13 protein-coding genes are annotated in these 18,033 nt (G+C 70.7%); 7 read left to right on the top strand and 6 right to left on the bottom strand.

What is annotated here, in order from left to right:
• The first annotated feature begins 83 nt into the window (after positions 1-83).
• The 5 genes from DY023_RS01095 (at position 84) to DY023_RS01075 (ending at position 4,359) form a co-directional block, all read left to right on the top strand.
• Positions 84-815 carry a copper homeostasis protein CutC gene (locus tag DY023_RS01095; RefSeq protein ID WP_116240500.1) on the top strand — a complete coding sequence of 244 codons (732 nt, stop codon included), beginning with the start codon at positions 84-86 and terminating at the stop codon, positions 813-815.
• 21 nt (positions 816-836) lie between these two features.
• Positions 837-1,703 (top strand): alpha/beta hydrolase, encoded by an 867-nt coding sequence (locus tag DY023_RS01090; protein ID WP_116240499.1) that lies wholly within the window; start codon positions 837-839, stop codon positions 1,701-1,703.
• 9 nt (positions 1,704-1,712) lie between these two features.
• Positions 1,713-2,762, top strand: a complete 1,050-nt coding sequence (lplAB, locus tag DY023_RS01085) for a lipoate-protein ligase LplAB (RefSeq protein ID WP_116240498.1) — start codon at positions 1,713-1,715, stop codon at positions 2,760-2,762.
• A 158-nt stretch (positions 2,763-2,920) separates the two neighbouring features.
• Positions 2,921-3,796, top strand: a complete 876-nt coding sequence (locus tag DY023_RS01080) for a DNA-methyltransferase (RefSeq protein ID WP_181905671.1) — start codon at positions 2,921-2,923, stop codon at positions 3,794-3,796.
• A 32-nt stretch (positions 3,797-3,828) separates the two neighbouring features.
• Complete coding sequence (locus DY023_RS01075) at positions 3,829-4,359, top strand: hypothetical protein (RefSeq protein ID WP_116240497.1); 531 nt, start codon at positions 3,829-3,831, stop codon at positions 4,357-4,359.
• A 122-nt stretch (positions 4,360-4,481) separates the two neighbouring features.
• Here DY023_RS01075 and DY023_RS01070 read toward each other — a convergent pair whose 3' ends face one another.
• Positions 4,482-5,366 carry a LysR substrate-binding domain-containing protein gene (locus DY023_RS01070; protein ID WP_116240496.1) on the bottom strand — a complete coding sequence of 295 codons (885 nt, stop codon included), beginning with the start codon at positions 5,364-5,366 and terminating at the stop codon, positions 4,482-4,484.
• Between the two features lie 159 nt (positions 5,367-5,525).
• On the opposite strand from DY023_RS01070, the gene DY023_RS01065 reads away from it, so the two are divergent.
• A complete protein-coding gene (locus DY023_RS01065; protein WP_116240495.1) occupies positions 5,526-8,966 on the top strand; it encodes a bifunctional proline dehydrogenase/L-glutamate gamma-semialdehyde dehydrogenase in 3,441 nt (1,146 codons plus the stop codon).
• A gap of 92 nt (positions 8,967-9,058) precedes the next feature.
• Here the strand turns inward: DY023_RS01065 and DY023_RS01060 are convergent, their stop codons facing one another.
• Positions 9,059-11,467, bottom strand: coding sequence for a polysaccharide lyase 8 family protein (locus DY023_RS01060; protein ID WP_181905665.1), 2,409 nt, complete (start codon positions 11,465-11,467; stop codon positions 9,059-9,061).
• A 94-nt stretch (positions 11,468-11,561) separates the two neighbouring features.
• On the opposite strand from DY023_RS01060, the gene DY023_RS01055 reads away from it, so the two are divergent.
• Complete coding sequence (locus tag DY023_RS01055; RefSeq protein WP_181905664.1) at positions 11,562-12,926, top strand: sulfatase family protein; 1,365 nt, start codon at positions 11,562-11,564, stop codon at positions 12,924-12,926.
• 35 nt (positions 12,927-12,961) lie between these two features.
• On the opposite strand, the gene DY023_RS01050 is transcribed toward DY023_RS01055, so the two are convergent.
• Genes DY023_RS01050 through DY023_RS01035 form a run of 4 tightly spaced genes read right to left on the bottom strand, consistent with a single transcriptional unit; the run spans position 12,962 to position 17,913 of the window.
• Positions 12,962-14,320: a sulfatase family protein gene (locus DY023_RS01050; protein WP_116240493.1), complete on the bottom strand. Its 1,359-nt coding sequence runs from the start codon at positions 14,318-14,320 to the stop codon at positions 12,962-12,964.
• Positions 14,321-14,349: 29 nt separating this feature from the next.
• Positions 14,350-15,780, bottom strand: coding sequence for a sulfatase family protein (locus tag DY023_RS01045; protein ID WP_116240492.1), 1,431 nt, complete (start codon positions 15,778-15,780; stop codon positions 14,350-14,352).
• Entirely contained in the window at positions 15,777-16,766 is a 990-nt protein-coding gene (locus DY023_RS01040; protein ID WP_181905663.1) for a Gfo/Idh/MocA family protein, read from the bottom strand. Before DY023_RS01040 ends, DY023_RS01045 begins: the two co-directional genes overlap by 4 nt.
• A gap of 28 nt (positions 16,767-16,794) precedes the next feature.
• Positions 16,795-17,913, bottom strand: a complete 1,119-nt coding sequence (locus DY023_RS01035; RefSeq protein ID WP_116240490.1) for a GntR family transcriptional regulator — start codon at positions 17,911-17,913, stop codon at positions 16,795-16,797.
• Positions 17,914-18,033: the final 120 nt, after the last annotated feature.

Here is an 18,033-nt window from a genome sequence, read left to right as displayed (position 1 = left end):
CGGGATCTCCAACGTTATCCGAGAGCGCTCCCATCCATATCTGCGGCGGTCGCGCTCCGCGCTTCGGGGCGCGACGGGCCAGAATGGAACCCGTGACCATCGCGCTCGAACTCGCCGTCCAGGACACCGCCGGAGTGCGCATCGCCCGGGAGATCGGCGCGGCGCGCGTCGAACTCACCCAGGCGCTCGCGCTGGGCGGGCTCACCCCGTCGCCCGCGACGCTCGACCGGGCGGTCGAGGCCGCCGGGGGAGAGGTCGAGGTGCATGTGCTGGTGCGCCCCCGCGCCGGCGGCTTCCGCTACGACCACGACGAGGTCGCCCTGATGGCGCACGACGTCCGGCACGCGATCGCGGCCGGCGCCGCGGGCGCCGTGATCGGATGCCAGGGCGCTGACGGCGCTCTCGACCGCGACGCGCTCGCACGGCTGGTGGATGCTGCAGGCGGGGCATCCGTCACCCTGCATCGCGTGATCGACGTGACCCCCGATCCGCTCGAGAGCCTTCGCGTCGCGCGGGAGCTGGGGCTGCGGCGCGTGCTCACCTCCGGCGGCCGATCGGCGGCGATCGACGGCGTCGACCTGCTCGGCGACCTGGTCGCCGAGGCGGCCGGCGGCATCGAGATCATGGCCGGCGGGGGGATCGACGCCTCGAACGTCGTCGAGATCGCCAGGGTCGGCGTCGACGCCGTGCACTTCTCGGCGAAGAGGACGGTGTTCGCGAACGACGACGTGAAGCTGGGGTCGTCCGACGACGGCGGCCACGAGGTGACCGACCCGCAGGCCGCTCTCGCGATCGTCCGCGCGCTCGGCCTCTGACGCCTCCGTAGACTCGAGCGCATGGTTGCAGAGGCGAGGACGACGGAGTTCATCGACGGCGACGGCATCGCGATCGTCTACGACGTGTATCAGGCGCAGGGCGCCGCACGCGGCGTCGTGCAGCTGCTGCACGGGGTCGGCGAGCATGCCGGGCGCTACGGCACTCTGATCGAGGCGCTCACCGGCGCCGGGTTCCACGTCTACGCCGACGACCACCGCGGGCACGGGCGCACCGGCATCCGCCAGTGGAACGGATCCGCGAAGCTGGGCCACCTCGGCAAGGGCGGGATGCGGGCCGCGGTCGACGCGCTCTGGCAGCTGACCGGGATCATCAAGGCGGAGCATCCGGACCTTCCCCTCGTGCTGCTCGGGCACTCCTGGGGGTCCTTCCTGTCGCAGAAGCTTCTGAACGCGCATCCCGAGGCCTATGACGCCGTGATCCTCAGCGGCTCCGCGCACCTCACGCCGCTCGACCTGAACGCGCTGCCTCTGAACGCGAAGTGGAACGGGCCCGATGCGGACGGTCTGGAGTGGCTCTCGCGCGATCCCGAGGTGTGGCAGGACTTCCACGACGATCCGCTGACGACCGAGGTGCCGCTGCTGAAACTGTTCGGGTTCGTCAACGCAGCGCGGCTGTACAGCAGGCCGGGCAAGGACCTGGGGCACGACGTGCCGGTACTGCTGATGGTCGGTCGCGACGACCCGGTCGGCGGACCGCACAGCGTGCACAAGCTGGCGGGCGGCTACCGCAAGCGCTCCGGCCTCACGGATGTCACGACGCTGGTGTACCCCGACGGGCGGCACGAGATCTTCAACGACCTCGACCAGGAGCAGGTCCGCGCCGATGTGCTCGCCTGGCTCGAGAAGCACTTCCCGCGCGCTCAGTAGGCTGGATCCATGCACGGTGAGTACAAGGTCCCCGGGGGCAAGCTGGTCGTCGTCGACCTCGAGGTGCGCGATGACGTGATCCGCGACTTCCGCCTCGCCGGCGACTTCTTCCTCGAGCCCGACACCGCTCTCGACGACATCAATGCCGCCGTCGAGGGGATGCCGGTCGAGGCGGATGCCTCCACGATCGCCGCCGCGGTCCGCGGTGCCCTGCCCGACGGCGCTCAGCTGCTGGGGTTCTCGCCCGAGGCGGTCGGCACAGCGGTGCGCCGCGCCCTGGTCACCGCACCGGGCTGGCGCGACTTCGACTGGGAGATCGTGCACGAGAAGGCCGTGTCGCCGCGCATGAACCTCGCACTCGACGAGGTGCTCACCGGCCGCGTCGGCGAGGGGCGCCGCAAGCCCACGCTGCGCATCTGGGAATGGGACGAGTCGGCCGTCGTGATCGGGTCGTTCCAGTCCTACCGCAACGAGGTCGACCCTGAGGGGGCCGCCAGGCACGGGTTCGACGTCGTGCGCCGGATCTCCGGCGGCGGGGCGATGCTGATGGGCTCCGGGCAGATCATCACCTACTCGCTGTACGTACCGGCATCCCTCGTGCAGGGCATGACCTTCGCCGACTCGTACGCCTTCCTCGACGACTGGGTGCTGCAGGCGCTTCGCTCGCTCGGCATCGACGCGACCTACCAGCCGCTGAACGACATCGCCTCGCCGACCGGCAAGATCGGCGGCGCGGCGCAGAAGCGCCTCGCCAACGGCGGAGTGCTGCACCACGCCACGCTCTCGTACGACATCGACGGTCAGATGATGACCGAGGTGCTCCGCATCGGCCGCGAGAAGCTCAGCGACAAGGGCACCACTTCGGCGGCCAAGCGCGTCGACCCGCTGCGCAGCCAGACCGGTCTGCCCCGTGCCGAGATCATCGAGCGCTTCAAGGACACCTTCCGCTCACTGACCGGCGCCGAGGACGGCAGCATCACCGCCGACGAGTACGCCGACGCCGAGGCGCTCGTCGAGTCGAAGTTCGCCACAGATGCGTGGCTGCACCGGGTGCCGTGAGCACGACTCCGGTTCGGGTCCCTGAGCCTGTCGAAGGGTCGAGCGACGACGCTTCGACAGGCTCAGCGACCCAGGCGGGTTCCGCGACCCGGGCGGGCTCCGCGACCCGGTCGGGCTCCGCGACCCAGACAGTCACAGCCGAACCGGGCCCCGTCGAGATCATCGAGGGTGACAACCTCGGGGTCGCCGAGTCCCTGGCATCCGGCTCGTTCACGCTGATCTACCTCGACCCTCCGTTCAACACCGGTCGCGCGCAGACGCGCGAGCGCGTCGTCGCGACGCGCGCCGAGGACGACGATGAGGCGGATGCCGCATCCGCTCCCCGCGCCGAGGTCAGCCGCGGATTCCACGGCCACCGCTACGAGAAGGTGCGCAGCATGCTGCACGCCTACGACGACCGCTTCGACGACTACGGCGACTTCCTGATGCCGCGGCTGCAGGAGGCGTGGCGGCTGCTCGCCGACGACGGCACGCTCTACCTGCACCTGGACTACCGTGAGGCGCACTACGCGAAGGTCATGCTGGACGCGGTGTTCGGGCGCGACGCGTTCCTGAACGAGCTGATCTGGGCCTACGACTACGGCGCGAAGTCGCGGCGGCGCTGGCCCACCAAGCACGACACGATCCTCGTCTACGCGAAGACGCCCGGCGGGCACTTCTTCGACTCGGATGCCGTGGACCGTGAGCCCTACATGGCGCCGGGGCTGGTCACGCCGGAGAAGGCGGCGCGCGGCAAGCTGCCCACCGACGTCTGGTGGCACACGATCGTGCCGACCACCGGGCGGGAGAAGACCGGTTACCCGACCCAGAAGCCGGAGGGCGTGCTGCGCCGCATCGTGCAGGCGTCGTCGCGGCCGGGCGATCGCGTACTCGACCTGTTCGCCGGATCCGGGACGACCGGCGCCGTGGCATCCGCCCTCGGCCGCTCGGCCGTTCTTGTGGACTCGAACCCGGAGGCGATCCGTGTGATGCGGGAGCGGATGCCGCATGCGGTAGTGCGCACTGGAACCCAGAACCCAGGCTCTCGCAACTGAGTCCCACGGGCGCTAGGCTCGCTGGCAACGACGTGCGCACCCGTCGCACGTGGGTCCCAGCGCAAGGCGGCGACTGGAACCAGGACGACTTCGTGGTGAACTACGAGGCCGCGATCTCGGCCTACCCGACCGCGAACCGCATGCCGGTGATCGTCGGAGAATGGGGCGTTCCGAACTCGCGCACCCCGGGTAACGCGGCTCTCGTGGCCGCGCAGGTCGACGCCATGGAGCGCTTCGCGAGCGGCTGGGCGCTGTTCTACTTCTGCGCCAGCGACGGCGGTGGCTACTGCGCGATGGGTGCCGATCGCCAGGCGGCCCCAGGCAACGAGCCGGCGTACGGGCCGTACGCACGGGCGATCGCGGGGACCCCGAACGCGGAGCACTTCGATGCGGCGACCGGTCAGTACTCCGCGACCTACACCGCCGCCGCGGGACGGAGCGAGATCTGGGTGCCGTCGTCCGTGTACGTTCCGCTGCCGACGTGTCGGTCACCGGAGGCAAGGCGCACTACAACGCGAAGAAGCAGACACTGGGCATCACGGCGAAGCCCGGATCGACGGTGACGGTGACGCTCACGAGGTGACCGTCCCGCAGCTCCGGTCTCAACGGTTGCGGGTGCTGCGGCGCCGGCACCCGCATCGAGTGAGACCGGAGCTGTTCAGGGGCGTCGGAGCACGGTCACGCCTCAACCGCGGGCGGCGAAAGCCTCGGCGAGGGCGTCGCGGACGACGCGGATGCGGTCGTCGTCGCGCGCGGCGGTGCGCACCGCGGTGAAGACCTCGCGCACCGGATGCCCCGGAAGATCCGCCAGGGTCGTCGTCGGCTGCGATGAGCCCCAGATCAGATCGGGGATCATCGCCACGGCGTGACCGGCCTCGACCAGGCGCACATGCGCGGTGAGGTCGTCGGCCTCGAAACGAACATCGGGTTCGAAGCCCGCGGCCCGGCACTGCTGCACCGCCCACTGGCGCACGGCGGTTCCCGCGGGTTCCATCACCCACGCGCGATCGTGCAGGGTGCGCAGCGTCGACGGCTCTTCGGACGGCGGCATGGCGATGCGGATCGGGTCCTCGCCGAGCAGGTCGTGCTCGACGCCGACGTGGCGTTCGCGGGTGTGGCCCGGATACTGCTCGGCGATCACCAGGTCGAACCGCCGCGCGGCCAGCTCGAACAGGCTCTCCTCCGGCGGCAGCTCGGCCAGCTCGACCCGCAGCTGCGGCATCCGCTCGGCGAGGATCGTGAGCGCGGCGGGGACGATCGTCTCGGCCGCGGTCGGCATGGCGGCGATCCGCACGGGTTCGAGAGCCTGCAGGTCGGTGTTCAGCGCGGCGCGCGCCGCCTCGTCGAGCTCGAGTGCCCGGGCGGCGTGCTCGGCCAGCATCCGTCCCGCGGGGGTGAACCGCACCCGCCGGCCGTCCGGTTCGAGCAGGGCGACGCCGGCTTCTCGCTCCAGCAGCGACAGCTGCTGCGACACGGTCGAGGGCGAGTAGGCGAGGGATGCCGCGACCTCGGCGATCGTGCCGCGCAGCGCAAGTTCGTGCAGCATCCGCAGCCTGCGCAGTTCGAACATCGTGGCCCTTCGTCCTGTTCCGGTCTCACTCGTTGCGGGTCCTCGCCCTCAGCACCCGCAAGCGCTGGGACCGGAGCCGGAGAAGCATCGGCTATCCCGAACATTATCCATCGAAAACGTACGCTTTTCATAGACGGTCGGAGCGCGCACACTGAGATCATGACCACCCCTGTGCCCGCTGCCGAAACATCCGTCTCCGACCTCTCGGACCTCGCCGACGACGCCGTCGCGCTGGTGCGCCAGTGGCTCGTCGAGAGTCGCGAGGTGCCGACGGATGCCGCCGGCGAGCGCCTCGCCGGTGTGCTGCGCGACCCGAACGGCCTCGACTTCACCGTCGGCTTCGTCGACGGCGTCGTGCGCCCCGAAGACACCAAGGTCGCCGCCCAGAAGCTCAAGGAGCTCGTGCCGCTGACCCCGAAGTTCCTGCCCGGCGTGATGCGCGGTGCGATCGGCCTCGGCGGCGCGACCGCGACCATGCTGCCCGGCATCGTGGTGCCGTCGGCCCGGGCTGTGCTGCGCCAGATGGTGCGTCACCTCATCGTGGACGCGCGCGACGAGAAGCTCGGCGCCGCGATCAAGCACATCCGCGAGACCCAGGGCGTGAAGCTCAACGTCAACCTGCTCGGCGAGGCGATCCTCGGCCGCGACGAGGCCGTTCGCCGTCTGGAGGGCACCCGCCGCCTGCTGCAGCGCGACGACGTCGACTACGTCTCGATCAAGGTCTCCTCGACCGTCGCCCCGCACAGCCCCTGGGCGTTCGACCACGCCGTCGCCGACGCCTCCGAGGCGCTGCTGCCGCTCTACGACATCGCTGTCAAGGGCGACAAGTTCATCAACCTCGACATGGAGGAGTACAAGGACCTCGATCTGACGATCGCGGTGTTCACCGGCATCCTCGACCGTCCGCAGTTCAAGAACCTCGAGGCCGGCATCGTGCTGCAGGCCTACCTGCCCGACGCCCTGGCCGCCATGATGCGCCTGCAGGAGTGGGCGGCAGCCCGCGTCGCCGACGGCGGGGCCCCGATCAAGGTGCGCGTCGTCAAGGGCGCGAACCTGCCGATGGAGACCGTCGACGCCGAGTCGCACGGCTGGGAGCTGGCGACCTGGTCGACCAAGCAGCAGTCGGATGCCTCGTACAAGGCCGTCCTGGAGTACGCGCTGCGCCCCGAGCACATCGGGAACGTGCGCATCGGCGTCGCCGGCCACAACCTGTTCGACATCGCCCTGGCCTGGCTGCTCGCGAAGCGCCGCGGGGTCGAGAGCGGCATCGAGTTCGAGATGCTGCTCGGCATGGCCACCGCTCAGGCGCAGGTCATCAAGCGCACCGTCGGATCGCTGCTGCTCTACACCCCGGTCGTGCACCCCGACGAGTTCGACGTCGCGATCGCCTACCTGATCCGCCGCCTCGAAGAGGGCGCGAGCCAGGAGAACTTCATGTCGGCGGTCTTCGACCTCGACGAGGACCCGAAGCTGTTCGAGCGCGAGAAGGAACGATTCCTGGCGTCCATCCGCGACATCCCGACCGAGGTCCCCGGCCCGAACCGGGTGCAGAACCGTCAGCTGCCCGCGCCGGCGATGCCGACCGACGGCTTCGTGAACACCCCCGACACCGACCCGTCGCTGTCGGCGAACCGCATCTGGGCGGACGGCATCCGTGCCCGCATGGCGGGTTCCGAGCTCGGCAACGAGACCGTCGCCGCGAACACCCTGTCGACCTCGGAGGAGGTCGCGGAGCGCATCGCGACCGCCGTCGCCGCCGGCGAGGCGTGGCGCGCACTGGGCGCCGAGGGTCGCGCCGCCATCCTGCACAAGGCGGGCGACATCCTCGAGGCGCGTCGCGCCGACCTGCTCGAGGTGATGGGCTCTGAGGCCGGCAAGGTCATCGAGCAGGGCGACCCCGAGGTCTCCGAGGCGATCGACTTCGCGCACTACTACGCCGAGAGCGCGAAGAACCTCGCCGACGTCGACGGTGCGCAGATGCACGCCGTCGGCCTCACCGTCGTCACCCCGCCGTGGAACTTCCCGGTCGCGATCCCGGCAGGTTCCACCCTGTCGGCCCTGGCCACCGGCTCTCCGGTCATCATCAAGCCGGCCCGTCAGGCCCGCCGCTCCGGTGCGGTCATGATCGAGGCGCTCTGGGAGGCCGGCGTGCCCCGCGACGTGCTGCAGTACGTGCAGCTCGACGGCCGTGACCTCGGCACCCAGCTGGTGAGCGACCCGGCCGTCGGCCGCGTCATCCTCACCGGCGGCTTCGAGACCGCCGAGCTGTTCCGCGGCTTCCGCCAGGATCTGCCGCTGCTCGCCGAGACCAGCGGCAAGAACGCCATCATCGTCACGCCCTCCGCGGACCTCGACCTGGCGGCCAAGGACGTCGCCTACTCGGCGTTCGGTCACGCCGGTCAGAAGTGCTCGGCCGCCTCGCTGGTCGTGCTCGTCGGCTCGGCCGCCAAGTCGGAGCGGTTCCGCCGCCAGCTGGTCGACGCCGTCAGCGCATACGACGTCGGCTCGCCGGTGGACGGCTCGAACCGCATCGGCCCGCTGATCGGACCCGCTGAGGGCAAGCTGCTCTCCGCACTCACCACGCTGCACGCGGGTGAGTCGTGGATGCTCAAGCCCGAGAAGCTCGACGAGGACGGACAGCTCTGGCGCCCCGGCATCCGTGACGGTGTGAAGCGCGGCAGCGAGTTCCACCGCGTGGAGTACTTCGGCCCGGTGCTCGGCATCATGACCGCCGACACCCTGGACGAGGCGATCGACATCGTCAACGACATCGACTACGGCCTCACCAGCGGCATCCACTCGCTCGACGAGGATGAGGTGCAGCAGTGGCTGGCCCGCATCGAGGCCGGAAACGTGTACGTCAACCGCGGCACCACCGGTGCCATCGTGCAGCGCCAGCCGTTCGGCGGCTGGAAGAAGGCCGCCGTCGGCGCCGGAACCAAGGCCGGCGGCCCGAACTACCTCGTCGGCCTGTCCGAGTGGACGGATGCCCCGGTGCAGTCGTCCACCGAGCTGGACGAGCTCGGCTCGTCGGCCGTCGCGCTCGTCGACGGTGCGGATGCCGAGTGGCTGCGCGGTGCGCTCGCCACCGACGTCGACGCCTGGGCGTCGGAGTTCGGCGTCGTGCGCGACGCGACGGGGCTGACCACCGAGCAGAACGTGCTGCGCTACCAGGCTGTGCCGGTCACGGTGCGCTACGAGGGTTCTCGTGTGTCGGAGCTGCTCCGCGTCGCGGCCGCCGGTCGTCGTGCCGGTTCCCGCGTGACCGTGAGCACCGCCTCGGTGCTGCCCGCGGCCGTCGCCACCTGGCTCGGCGCGCACGACGTGGTCGTCGCCTACGAGGACGGCACCGCCTGGGCCGCGCACGCGCAGCGCCTGGCGGCCACCGACGGCCGGGTGCGCCTGATCGGGGCATCCGCGGCCGAGACCGCCGCCGCCGTGAACGGTTCGCCGAGCCTCGCGCTGTACGCGAACCCGGTCGTCGCGGCCGGTCGCGTGGAGCTGCTCACGTTCCTGCGCGAGCAGGCCGTGTCGATCACCGCGCACCGCTTCGGCACCCCGCACCGCTACGACGTGCCGCTGCTGCAGCCCGTGCGCTGAGCGCCCGGCTCCCCATCTTGAGGGGTCAGAATCTGCGAAGTCCCGCTCCTTGGATGCCGCAGATTCTGACCCCTCTTGTGCGAGGAGGGAGCTCAGGAGTGCAGCGAGAACTCCAAAGTCTCGCCGGCGGTGCCCGAGACGTCGATCGTGAGGCGTACGCCGTCGCCGTGACGGGCGAGCGAGACCCGTCCGGCATCCGCGCCCTTGACCCGTGACACGGCCGTGCCCGCGACATCGACGACCAGCGTCGACGCCGACTGCGTCGGGTCACTCACCGACATCCGCGCCATGCCGGGCGTCTTCCGCGCGATCACGCACGCGGCACGGTCGGCGGTGAGATCGCCCGCCGAACCGGCCCGCCAGAACGCGGCGGCGGTGACGAACGACGAGTGCCGGATCGCCTGGGCGACCTCGTCGTTGCGGATCACCTCGGCCTTCGGCGCAGCCGCCGCCACCTGCGTCGCCGCAGCATCCGCCCCGGGCAGCACGAGATAGGCGTAGCCTCCGGATGCCGCGGCGCCGGCGCCGTGCGTGATGTGCAGCGTGCCGTACGAGCGGCGCTGCACGACCTCGGTGCCCGCGGCGGTGCCGGTGTTGATGCCCCGCCAGCTGCCTTCCCTGGTGGCGACCCCGGCGACGAGTCGGGCGTCGTCGAGGAACACGTAGCCGCCGGTGCCGTCCAGGTGCGCCCATCGCGGATTCGAGATCGACGTCTCCGCGGTGACCTCCGCGCCGTCGACGAGCAGGTGTCGGGCCGAGGTGCCGAGATTGCGGTGTTCGACGACCGTGCGCACCTCGCCGGAGCTGTCGGTGGAGATGGCGGCGCCGAGAGCCACGATCCCGTCGGGCAGGGTGAACCACGCCTTGCGGGCGACCAGGCCGGTGCCGCCGGGTGCCACCAGGTGCATCGCCGCCAGGGCGGTGTCCTCGAAGGTCACGCCACCGGTCCACTCGTTCGCCGGCGTCGTCCCGCCCCACTGGCCCTCCGGGTTGCGGGGGAGAGGCGTGAGATCGACGGTGGTGCCGGGAGGCGCGGCGAGGTCGGAGGTCGGCCAGAACTCGTCGTCGAAGTGGTCGTCGTCATCGCGCAGATACAGGTAGGTCATGCCCTGGCTGGTCTTGACGCCCGTGAAGTTCTCGGCGTCAGTGCCCTCATGCCAGGCGATCCGATTCGAGCACATCGCCACGCACAGCGCCCAGGCGCCGTCGGCGGAGCGGTGCACGAGCCGGTCCATCGCGGGGAAGAACCGCGGTCCGGTGGGGTCGGCGACGGGTACGACATCCGAGCCGAGCAGCTCGGTCACCAGCGAGAGCCGCACGATGCTCGTGGTCGTGGTGATGTTCGCGGCCGTGTTGCCCTCGATCCACTGCCGGCACAGGCCGCGCCAGCGTGCCGCGGTGACGGGGTCGGAGGACTGGGCGAGGCGCAGCGTGTGCTCGATGAGGTCGTTGCCGTCGGTGACGCTGCGCTCCGCGAAGCGGGACACCGCGCGCCCTCGTACGGCGTCCATCATCTGGCCGCGGTACATCAACGGGGCGAACGAGCGCTCCACGACGCCGGTGATGTTGCTGCGGGTGGGATCGGTGACGTCGAACGAGGTGCCGGACAGCAGCGAGAACAGCTTCGCGAGTCCGCCCAGCAGCACCAGTCCGTAGGTGCCCGTGTAGCCGATCGTGGAGTGCTGGATGAACGAGCCGTCGCGGAAGAAGCCGTTCCCCTCCGTGACGTACTGCCAGGTGTCGCTCAGCGCGGAGACGGCGCTGCGCAGCAGCTCCTCGTCGGGCTGCACGATGGAGCGCACGATGATCGACTGGCAGATGTCGACGCGGTTGGCTCCATCGGACAGCTGCACGCCACTGGGGTGCTGCTGCTTGCGCGGGTCGCGCTCGGGCAGGAAGTGATCGATCGCCGCACTGTAGGCGTCGATCTCGGACGGGTCGAGCTCATCGTGCAGGATCGCCATCGCGTTCGCGAGCGGCTGCGGGGCGCCGATGTTCCACGACCACCAGTTGCCCCACCACGTGGTCCCGGTGTTGTAGATCTGCTCGTGCATGTGCGCGAGTCCGTTGCGGGCGGTGTCGAGCACGGCCTGGGAGCCCTCGTGCTTCGATCCGGGGGTCGCCCACGACACCGCCAGGGAGAGGATTCCGACGTAATTCATCCTCATCGCGTTGGACTTCGCGATGTCGGTGGCGCCGATCGCCCAGTCCTGATCCGAGAAGAATCGGGTGGCGGTGGGACTCACCTTCGCGAGCAGCGCATCCGCCGCCCTGTCCTGGCGTGCGATGGCGCCGGCGAAGGCTGCGGGGTTCGCCGCGATGATGCTGCGCCCTGTCAGCGTCTCGACCCAGCGCAGGCGGAGCGCCTCGATCTCGGGCACGTCGACAGCGAGCGGACGGATGGCGGCGGAGGCGGACAGCGGGCCGGTCTGGGCGAACAGGACGGCCGCCGCGGCGAGGCCGCCGAGCTGCAGCACATTCCTGCGGGAGGGGGTGAACATACGATCTCCTTCGGTCGATGTCAGCGACGCTAGGAGGAGGAAAGACGAGGAATCAATGTTGATTCCTCGTGTTCCAAGCGCATTGACTGAGCAGGTGACTGACAGACCGGACATCCTCGTGGTGATGGCGGACCAGTTCCGCGCGATGGCGATCGAGCCCGGCGGCGACCCGGTCGCCACCCCTCACCTGGATCGGCGCGCCGCGGATGGATGCCGGGTCACGCAGGCGGTCAGCTCGTATCCGGTGTGCAGCCCGCACCGGGCGATGTTCCTCACCGGTCTGCGGCCGGAGCAGAACGGAGTGACCCTCAACGTGCACTCCGAGTCGGCGGAGGACGGCGTCGGTCTGCGTGACGGTGTGGCGACGTGGGCGAGCGTGCTGCGGGATGCCGGGTACCGCACCGGCTACATCGGCAAGTGGCACCTCGAGTCGCCGGTGCCCGACGACGAGCGCTTCGGCGAGGGGCGCCGAGACGACGGAAAGGTGTGGGACGCGTGGTCGCCCCCGGAACGCCGGTTCGGCTTCGACTTCTGGCACTCCTACGGCGCCGCCGACCGGCACCTCGCCCCGCACTACTGGACGGCGGATGCCGGCCGCGACGCCCGTGTCGATGTGGACGCCTGGTCGGCCGAGCACGAGGTCGATGTCGCGCTCGACTTCCTGGCGACACCGCGCGAGGAACCGTATGCCCTGATGGTGTCGCTGAACCCGCCGCACCAGCCGTTCGATCAGGTGCCGGAGTGCTACCGCCGGCTGTACGCGGATCGCACCGCGGAAGAGCTGCTGGTGCGCCCGAATGTGCCGCACGGCACGGCGGTCGCGGCGGAGGCCGAGGAGATCGCCCGAGATTATTTCGCGGCCGTCACGGGCGTCGACGAGCAGATCGGTCGGTTGGCCGCAGCGATCGAGGCATCCGGCCGGCCCACGGTGCTGCTGTTCACCGCCGATCACGGGATGCAGTTGGGCAGCCACGGGCTGCTCTACAAGAACGTCGCCCATGAGGAGTCGATGCGACTGCCGTTGATCGTGCACGCACCCGGCATCGTGCCGCCCGGCGTCTGCGACGCGACCGTGTCGTCACTGGACTTCGCCCCGACGATCCTGGGGTTGGCGGGACTGGATGCCGGGACCTTCCCAGGGCACGATCGCGCACCGCAGTTGCGCGGCGAGGCGGGCGCGGCCGACGATCCGGTCGTCTACTACCGGTACGCGTCGCGCAGCGACCCGTCCAGCGCCCGTGGCCTGCGCACGCCGGACGCCAAGCTCGTCGCGACGTGGCATCCGGATGACGGCCTCTCCGTCGAATACTGCGACCTCGTCGCCGACCCGTACGAGCTGCACAGCAGGTCGGATGCTCCGGAGGCGGCGCACCTGGCCAGGGCGCTGCTCGCCGAACTGGCCGCCGGCGGCGACGCCTGGGCCGGCCACGCTGCGCTCGCCGCGACGTACGCGGACTGAGCCTCACAGAGCTGAGACGAGGGACGGCGCTCTGGTCAGCCCCGCGCAGGCAGTCCCACCTCGGTGCGCCAGCGCTCGTGCGCCTCGGTCAGCTCGCGGACCAGTTCGGGTCTGGCATCCGCAAGGTTCCTCGCCTCGCCGCGGTCGGCGGACAGGTCGATGAGGAACAGGCCGTTCCCGGTGTCGGTGTGCTCGGTGCGCGCCACGTACAGCGCCGTCGGGTCGTCGCCCGAGACCGAGAGCAGCTTCCATGGCCCGCGGCGCACCGCCCACTGCCATCCGCAGTCCCAGTGCAGCTCGCGATCGGCCTCACCGGCAGCATCCGCCAGCGTCCGCCGCAGATCGACGCCGTCACCGGCGTGCGCGGTCTCGGCCGCCGCGGCGAACGTCGCCGCGAGATCGAGAGCGCTGACCGGCTCGGAGACCACCGATCCGGCCTTCGTGACGCCGGGCCAGCGCACCAGGAACGGCACGCGGATGCCGCCCTCCCAGAGTGTGTACTTCGTGCCGCGCAGATCGCCGTTGTCGCCGTAGTTGCACTGCGACCCGCCGTTGTCGGTGAGGTAGACGACGATCGTGTCCTGGCCGTCCACGGCGTCGAGCAGGCGTCCGATCGCGCGGTCCATCAGCTCGAGCTGGGCGAGGTAGTACGCCCGCCCGTCCGGCAGGTTCGGGCTGATCGCGCCGTCGTACCAGTCGAGGTACTCGGAGGCGCCGGGGTGCCAGTCCTCGAAGCCCTGCAGGCCGCGGGCGGCCAGCTCCTCCTCCGGCAGCTGCCAGCAGAAGTTGTGCACGGCGTTGAACGCGACCATCGCGAAGTACGGCCCGTCACCGGCGCCGCCGATGAAGTCGATCGCGCGATCGGCGATCTCATCGGTGGTGAAGCCGTCGAATTCCGCCGGTTCCTCGCCCGACCAGAACGGCTGCACGCCCATCGGTCGCGCCGCCTCGCCGTACTCCTCGACCGCGGCGGCGGAGTGGTGCTGGTAGTGCAGTCGGCCCATCGACTGCCCGGCCAGGCCGTAGAACGACTCCTCGAAGCCGTGGTGCGGCGGGGCGCCCCGGTCGGCGGAGGTCTCGTCGCCGTAGTGCACCTTGCCGAAGTATCCGGTGGCGTAGCCGGTTTCGCGCAGCGTTTCGGCGATGGTCGGCTCGGTGCCGATGTGCGCCGAGTCGAACCACAGCCCGCCCCAGCGCTGCTGGTACTGCCCGGTGATCATGCCCGCGCGCGACGGCGAGCAGATCGGCGCAGTGACATAGGCGTCGGTGCACGTGGCGCCCTCCGCGGCGAGCCGGTCGAGCACCGGGGTCTTCACGCCGGGCGTGCCGTGCGCGGATATGTCGGCGTAGCCGTGGTCGTCCGAGACGATCAACAGGATGTTCGGGCGGGTCACGGTGCCTCCTGGCGAGTCGACGGTTCTGTTCAGCGTACGGTGGCCGCGCCGTCCCACCCCGGCGGGGCGAAGGCGCCCGCCGGGTCGTCGCCGAGCGGTGTCAGCTGGCCGGCGCCCCAGACCGGCAGTGCCGATCCGTCGGCATCCGGCGTGGCGTGCTCGGCGAACCAGCCGTGCATCCGCTGCCTCAGCTCGGCGACCGCCGCGGTGTGCTCCGGGTCGTCGATCAGGTTCTCGCGCTCGCCGGGGTCCGCCTCGAGGTCGTAGAACTCGTGCGGACCGTACGGGAAGCGGTGCACGTACTTGCGGCGCCGGGTGCGGATCATCCGCACCGGGCCGTACTCGCTGTGCACCACCACGGCGCGGTCTTCGTCGGCGGTCTCGTCGGCCCCGTCCTCGAGCAGTGTCGCGAAGCTGCGGCCAGGTCCCTCCTCGAACGCGGCGCCGTCGATCCCCGCCAGTTCGAGCAGGGTCGCCGGGAAGTCGTAGGCGCTGAGCAGGTCGTGCACGACGCGGCCCTCCGCCACCCTGCCGGGAGCGAAGACGATGAACGGCACCAGCACCGACTCGTCGTACATGTTCATCGGGAACGTGCCGTTGCCCTTGCCCCAGATGCCGTGCTGGCCGCAGTTGAAGCCGTTGTCACTCAGGAAGACCACGATGGTCTCCTGCTCCAGGTCGTGTGCGCGCAGTCGCTCGAGCACCCGTCCGATCGCGGCATCCATGGCGGTGACCGCGGCGAAGTAGCCGATCAGGGCCTCGCGGGCGTCGGGTTCACCGCCGATCGGACCGCCGCCGAGCGTCTGCAGCCACGGATGCGGCTCCTCCTGCGGGCAGCTCTCGAAGGCGCAGTCGCGGTACGGCTCGGTGTACTCGTCCGGATGCTGCCCGGCGAACGGCTTGTGCGGGGCGGTGAAGTTCACCGCCAGGAAGAACGGGGCGTCCTGCCCGGCCTCCGCGTCGAGGAATGCGATCGCGTCATCGGCGATCGCATCCGTGAGGTAGCCGGAAGCGACCTCGGGCGTGGCGCCGCGCAGCATCGGGGCGTCGTGGTACGGACTGCCACCGCCCTCCAGCGCGTACCAGTGCACGAATCCGCGCCGCGGCACGTCGCTCGCGCCGAGGTGCCATTTGCCGGAGAGGCCGAGGCGGTATCCGGCATCCGCCAGCGCATCCGTGTACGACGGCTGCCCGGCGAGGAGGTCGACGCTGTCCGGCCCGGTGTTCGGGCCGTCGAGATAGTCGTGCACGCCGTGCGCGGAGGGGATGCGGCCGGTGAGCAGACTGGCCCTGGCGGGGGAGCACACCGGCGAGGTGCAGAAGAACCGGTCCAGGCGGGTGCCGCGGGCGGCCAGGTCGTCGAGGACCGGGGTGCGGATCTCGGTGTTGCCGGCCGCACCGAGCGCCCATGGCCCCTGGTCGTCGCTGAGGAAGACGACGATGTTCGGGCGGGCGCTCATGCGGGCACCCGGCCGAGGATGCTGGTGGTGCCGGTCTCGGCCGAGCGATAGCTCGCCAGGATCAGCTCGACGACGTGCCGGGCGTGCTCGAGCGGCACGGCCGGGGTGCCGCCGTCGATCACTTGCAGGAAGTCGGCGAGCTGCGCCGTGAACCCGGTCTGGATGTCGTGCTCGGTCGGTGCGTGCAGCACGCGGGTGCGCCCGTCGATCCGCACCGTCGTGCCCGCGCGAGGGTCGGCCTCCACGACGCCCTGCTCGCAGACCACGGTCAGGCTGTCACTGCGCGTCGGCGGGTCGCTCACCACGGCGATCGCGATGCCGACGCCGTTTTCGAGCCGCAGTCGCAGGACGCCGTCGGTCTCGACCGGCGAACCGAAGCGGTTCGCCACCGATGCCGAGATCTCGGAGGCGCGCGCGCCGCCGAACCAGAGCGAGCGGTCCAGGCAGTGCGCGCCGATGTTGAACAGGGCGCCGCCGCCCGCCACTTCGCGGGAGAAGAACCACGGCGAGCGGGTGCCGGGGCGGTAGTCGGTGCTGCGGTTGTCACGCACCAGCTGCACTGCACCGAGCTCGCCGGAGGCGATGAGGGCGTGAGCGGCGGTCTTGTCGGGCAGGAAGTGCTGGATGTGCCCGACGGTGAGCGCGACGCCGGCCGAGGCGCAGGCCGCGGCGATGCGGTCGCAGTCCTCGACACTGGTGGCCATCGGCTTCTCCACCAGGACGTGCTTGCCCGCCTCGGCCGCCTCGATCGCGATCGGCAGGTGCAGGGCATGCGGGGTGTTCACGATCACCGCGTCGACGGCGTCGTCCTCGAGCATCCGGCGATGGTCGGTGAACACGCGGGCGCCGGGGGCCAGGTGAGCGGCGCGTCGCGCCGCACTCTCGTCGATGTCGCAGACCGCCGCGAGCTCCGCTCCCGCCAGCACCGACGCCGCCCGCACGTGGAAGGGCGCCACGGCGCCCGCTCCGATCAGACCGATGCGCATGCTTCTCCTTGTTCCGTGGTCCTGTGCCTCAGGCATCGCGCGCGCCGCAGGAGCGGCGGATCACGATCCTGGGCCGGAGCCTGATCTGATGCAGGGGGCAGTCGTCGCCCTCGATGAGCCGTCGCAGCAGCACGTCGGCCGCCATCCGCCCGATCCTGTACTTCGGCGGTGCGACCGCGGTCAGCGGCACCTCCGCGAGGTCGGCGACCTCGTCGTCGTACGACACCAGGGCGATGTCCTCGGGCACACGCAGGCCGTCGCGCCGGATGGCGCCCTCCAGCAGCGTCGCCTCGCGGTCGCCGAAGACGAGGGCGGCGGTCGCCTCGAAGTCCCGGATGCTGCGATAGGCGGACTGCGCCGAGTCGGCGATCCAGTCCGCTTTGGACTGTGCGAACTCCAGCGACCCGGCCAGCCCGAGATCGGCGACGGCGTGCCGGTAGCCGCGCACCACGCCCGCCTCGGTCGGGGTGCGCTCGCGAGTGAGCAGAGCGATGCGGGTGTGACCCAGGCCGGCGAGGTGCCGTACGGCGTCGTAGGCGCCCCCGCGGTGGTCGGAGCAGACGTGCTCGGTGGTGTCGGCGGGGCCGAGGTCGGGCAGGCTGCGCTCGACCAGCACGACCGGCACCGGCAGCTCCATCAGCTCGCGTGCACGCGCGGCCGGATCGTCGATGCCGGTGAGCGTGGGAGCGATGAGCAGCCCGTCGATGTCGGCGTCCAGCAGCGAGGCGATCGCGGAGTCCTCGCGCTCGGGTTCGTAGCGGTACGTGGACAGCTGCAGAGTGGCCCCCGCAGCGGACAGCGACTCGTCGATGCCCTGCAGCACGCGCGGGTAGTACAGCTGCGTGTCGGGCAGCAGCACGCCGATGCGCCGACGGGACTTCTCGTCACGGGGACGGATGTGCGCCACGAAGCTGCCTGCACCCTGGCGGCGCACGACGATCCGCTCGGCGACGAGCTCGTCGAACGCCCGGCGGACGGTGGTGAGCGAGAGGCCGGTCTCGGTGGCGAGCTGCTGCTCCGTCGGCAGCTTCTCGCCGGCGGTCCAGGTGCCGGCGAGGATGCCGCGCCGCAGCTGGTCGGCGAGCATCTCGAACTTCAGACCCTTGGCGTCGGCGTCGCGCACCACGGATCCTCGTCGATCGGTCATGGTGCCTCCTCTCGTGGCAGTCCTCTCATTCTTCTGTCCAGGAAGAGAGGAATAAAGAGGGATTCTGTGACCAGCTCAGGATTCCTCTGCTGCACCCGGCGCCGTCCGCACAGAACCGAG

The organism is Microbacterium bovistercoris (genome assembly GCF_003387575.1).
Classification (GTDB): domain Bacteria; phylum Actinomycetota; class Actinomycetes; order Actinomycetales; family Microbacteriaceae; genus Microbacterium; species Microbacterium bovistercoris.
Note: the sequence above shows the minus strand (reverse complement) of the source record. Positions and strands in the feature narration are given on the sequence as shown.

Excerpts from the sequence above, each read along its gene's own strand:
- DY023_RS01035 (WP_116240490.1), bottom strand. The coding sequence starts at position 17,913 with ATGACCGATCGACGAGGATCCGTGGTGCGCGACGCCGACGCCAAGGGT.
- DY023_RS01090 (WP_116240499.1), top strand. The coding sequence starts at position 837 with ATGGTTGCAGAGGCGAGGACGACGGAGTTCATCGACGGCGACGGCATC.
- DY023_RS01060 (WP_181905665.1), bottom strand. The coding sequence starts at position 11,467 with ATGTTCACCCCCTCCCGCAGGAATGTGCTGCAGCTCGGCGGCCTCGCC.
- DY023_RS01040 (WP_181905663.1), bottom strand. The coding sequence starts at position 16,766 with ATGCGCATCGGTCTGATCGGAGCGGGCGCCGTGGCGCCCTTCCACGTG.
- lplAB (WP_116240498.1), top strand. The coding sequence starts at position 1,713 with ATGCACGGTGAGTACAAGGTCCCCGGGGGCAAGCTGGTCGTCGTCGAC.
- DY023_RS01095 (WP_116240500.1), top strand. The coding sequence starts at position 84 with ATGGAACCCGTGACCATCGCGCTCGAACTCGCCGTCCAGGACACCGCC.
- DY023_RS01045 (WP_116240492.1), bottom strand. The coding sequence starts at position 15,780 with ATGAGCGCCCGCCCGAACATCGTCGTCTTCCTCAGCGACGACCAGGGG.
- DY023_RS01065 (WP_116240495.1), top strand. The coding sequence starts at position 5,526 with ATGACCACCCCTGTGCCCGCTGCCGAAACATCCGTCTCCGACCTCTCG.
- DY023_RS01070 (WP_116240496.1), bottom strand. The coding sequence starts at position 5,366 with ATGTTCGAACTGCGCAGGCTGCGGATGCTGCACGAACTTGCGCTGCGC.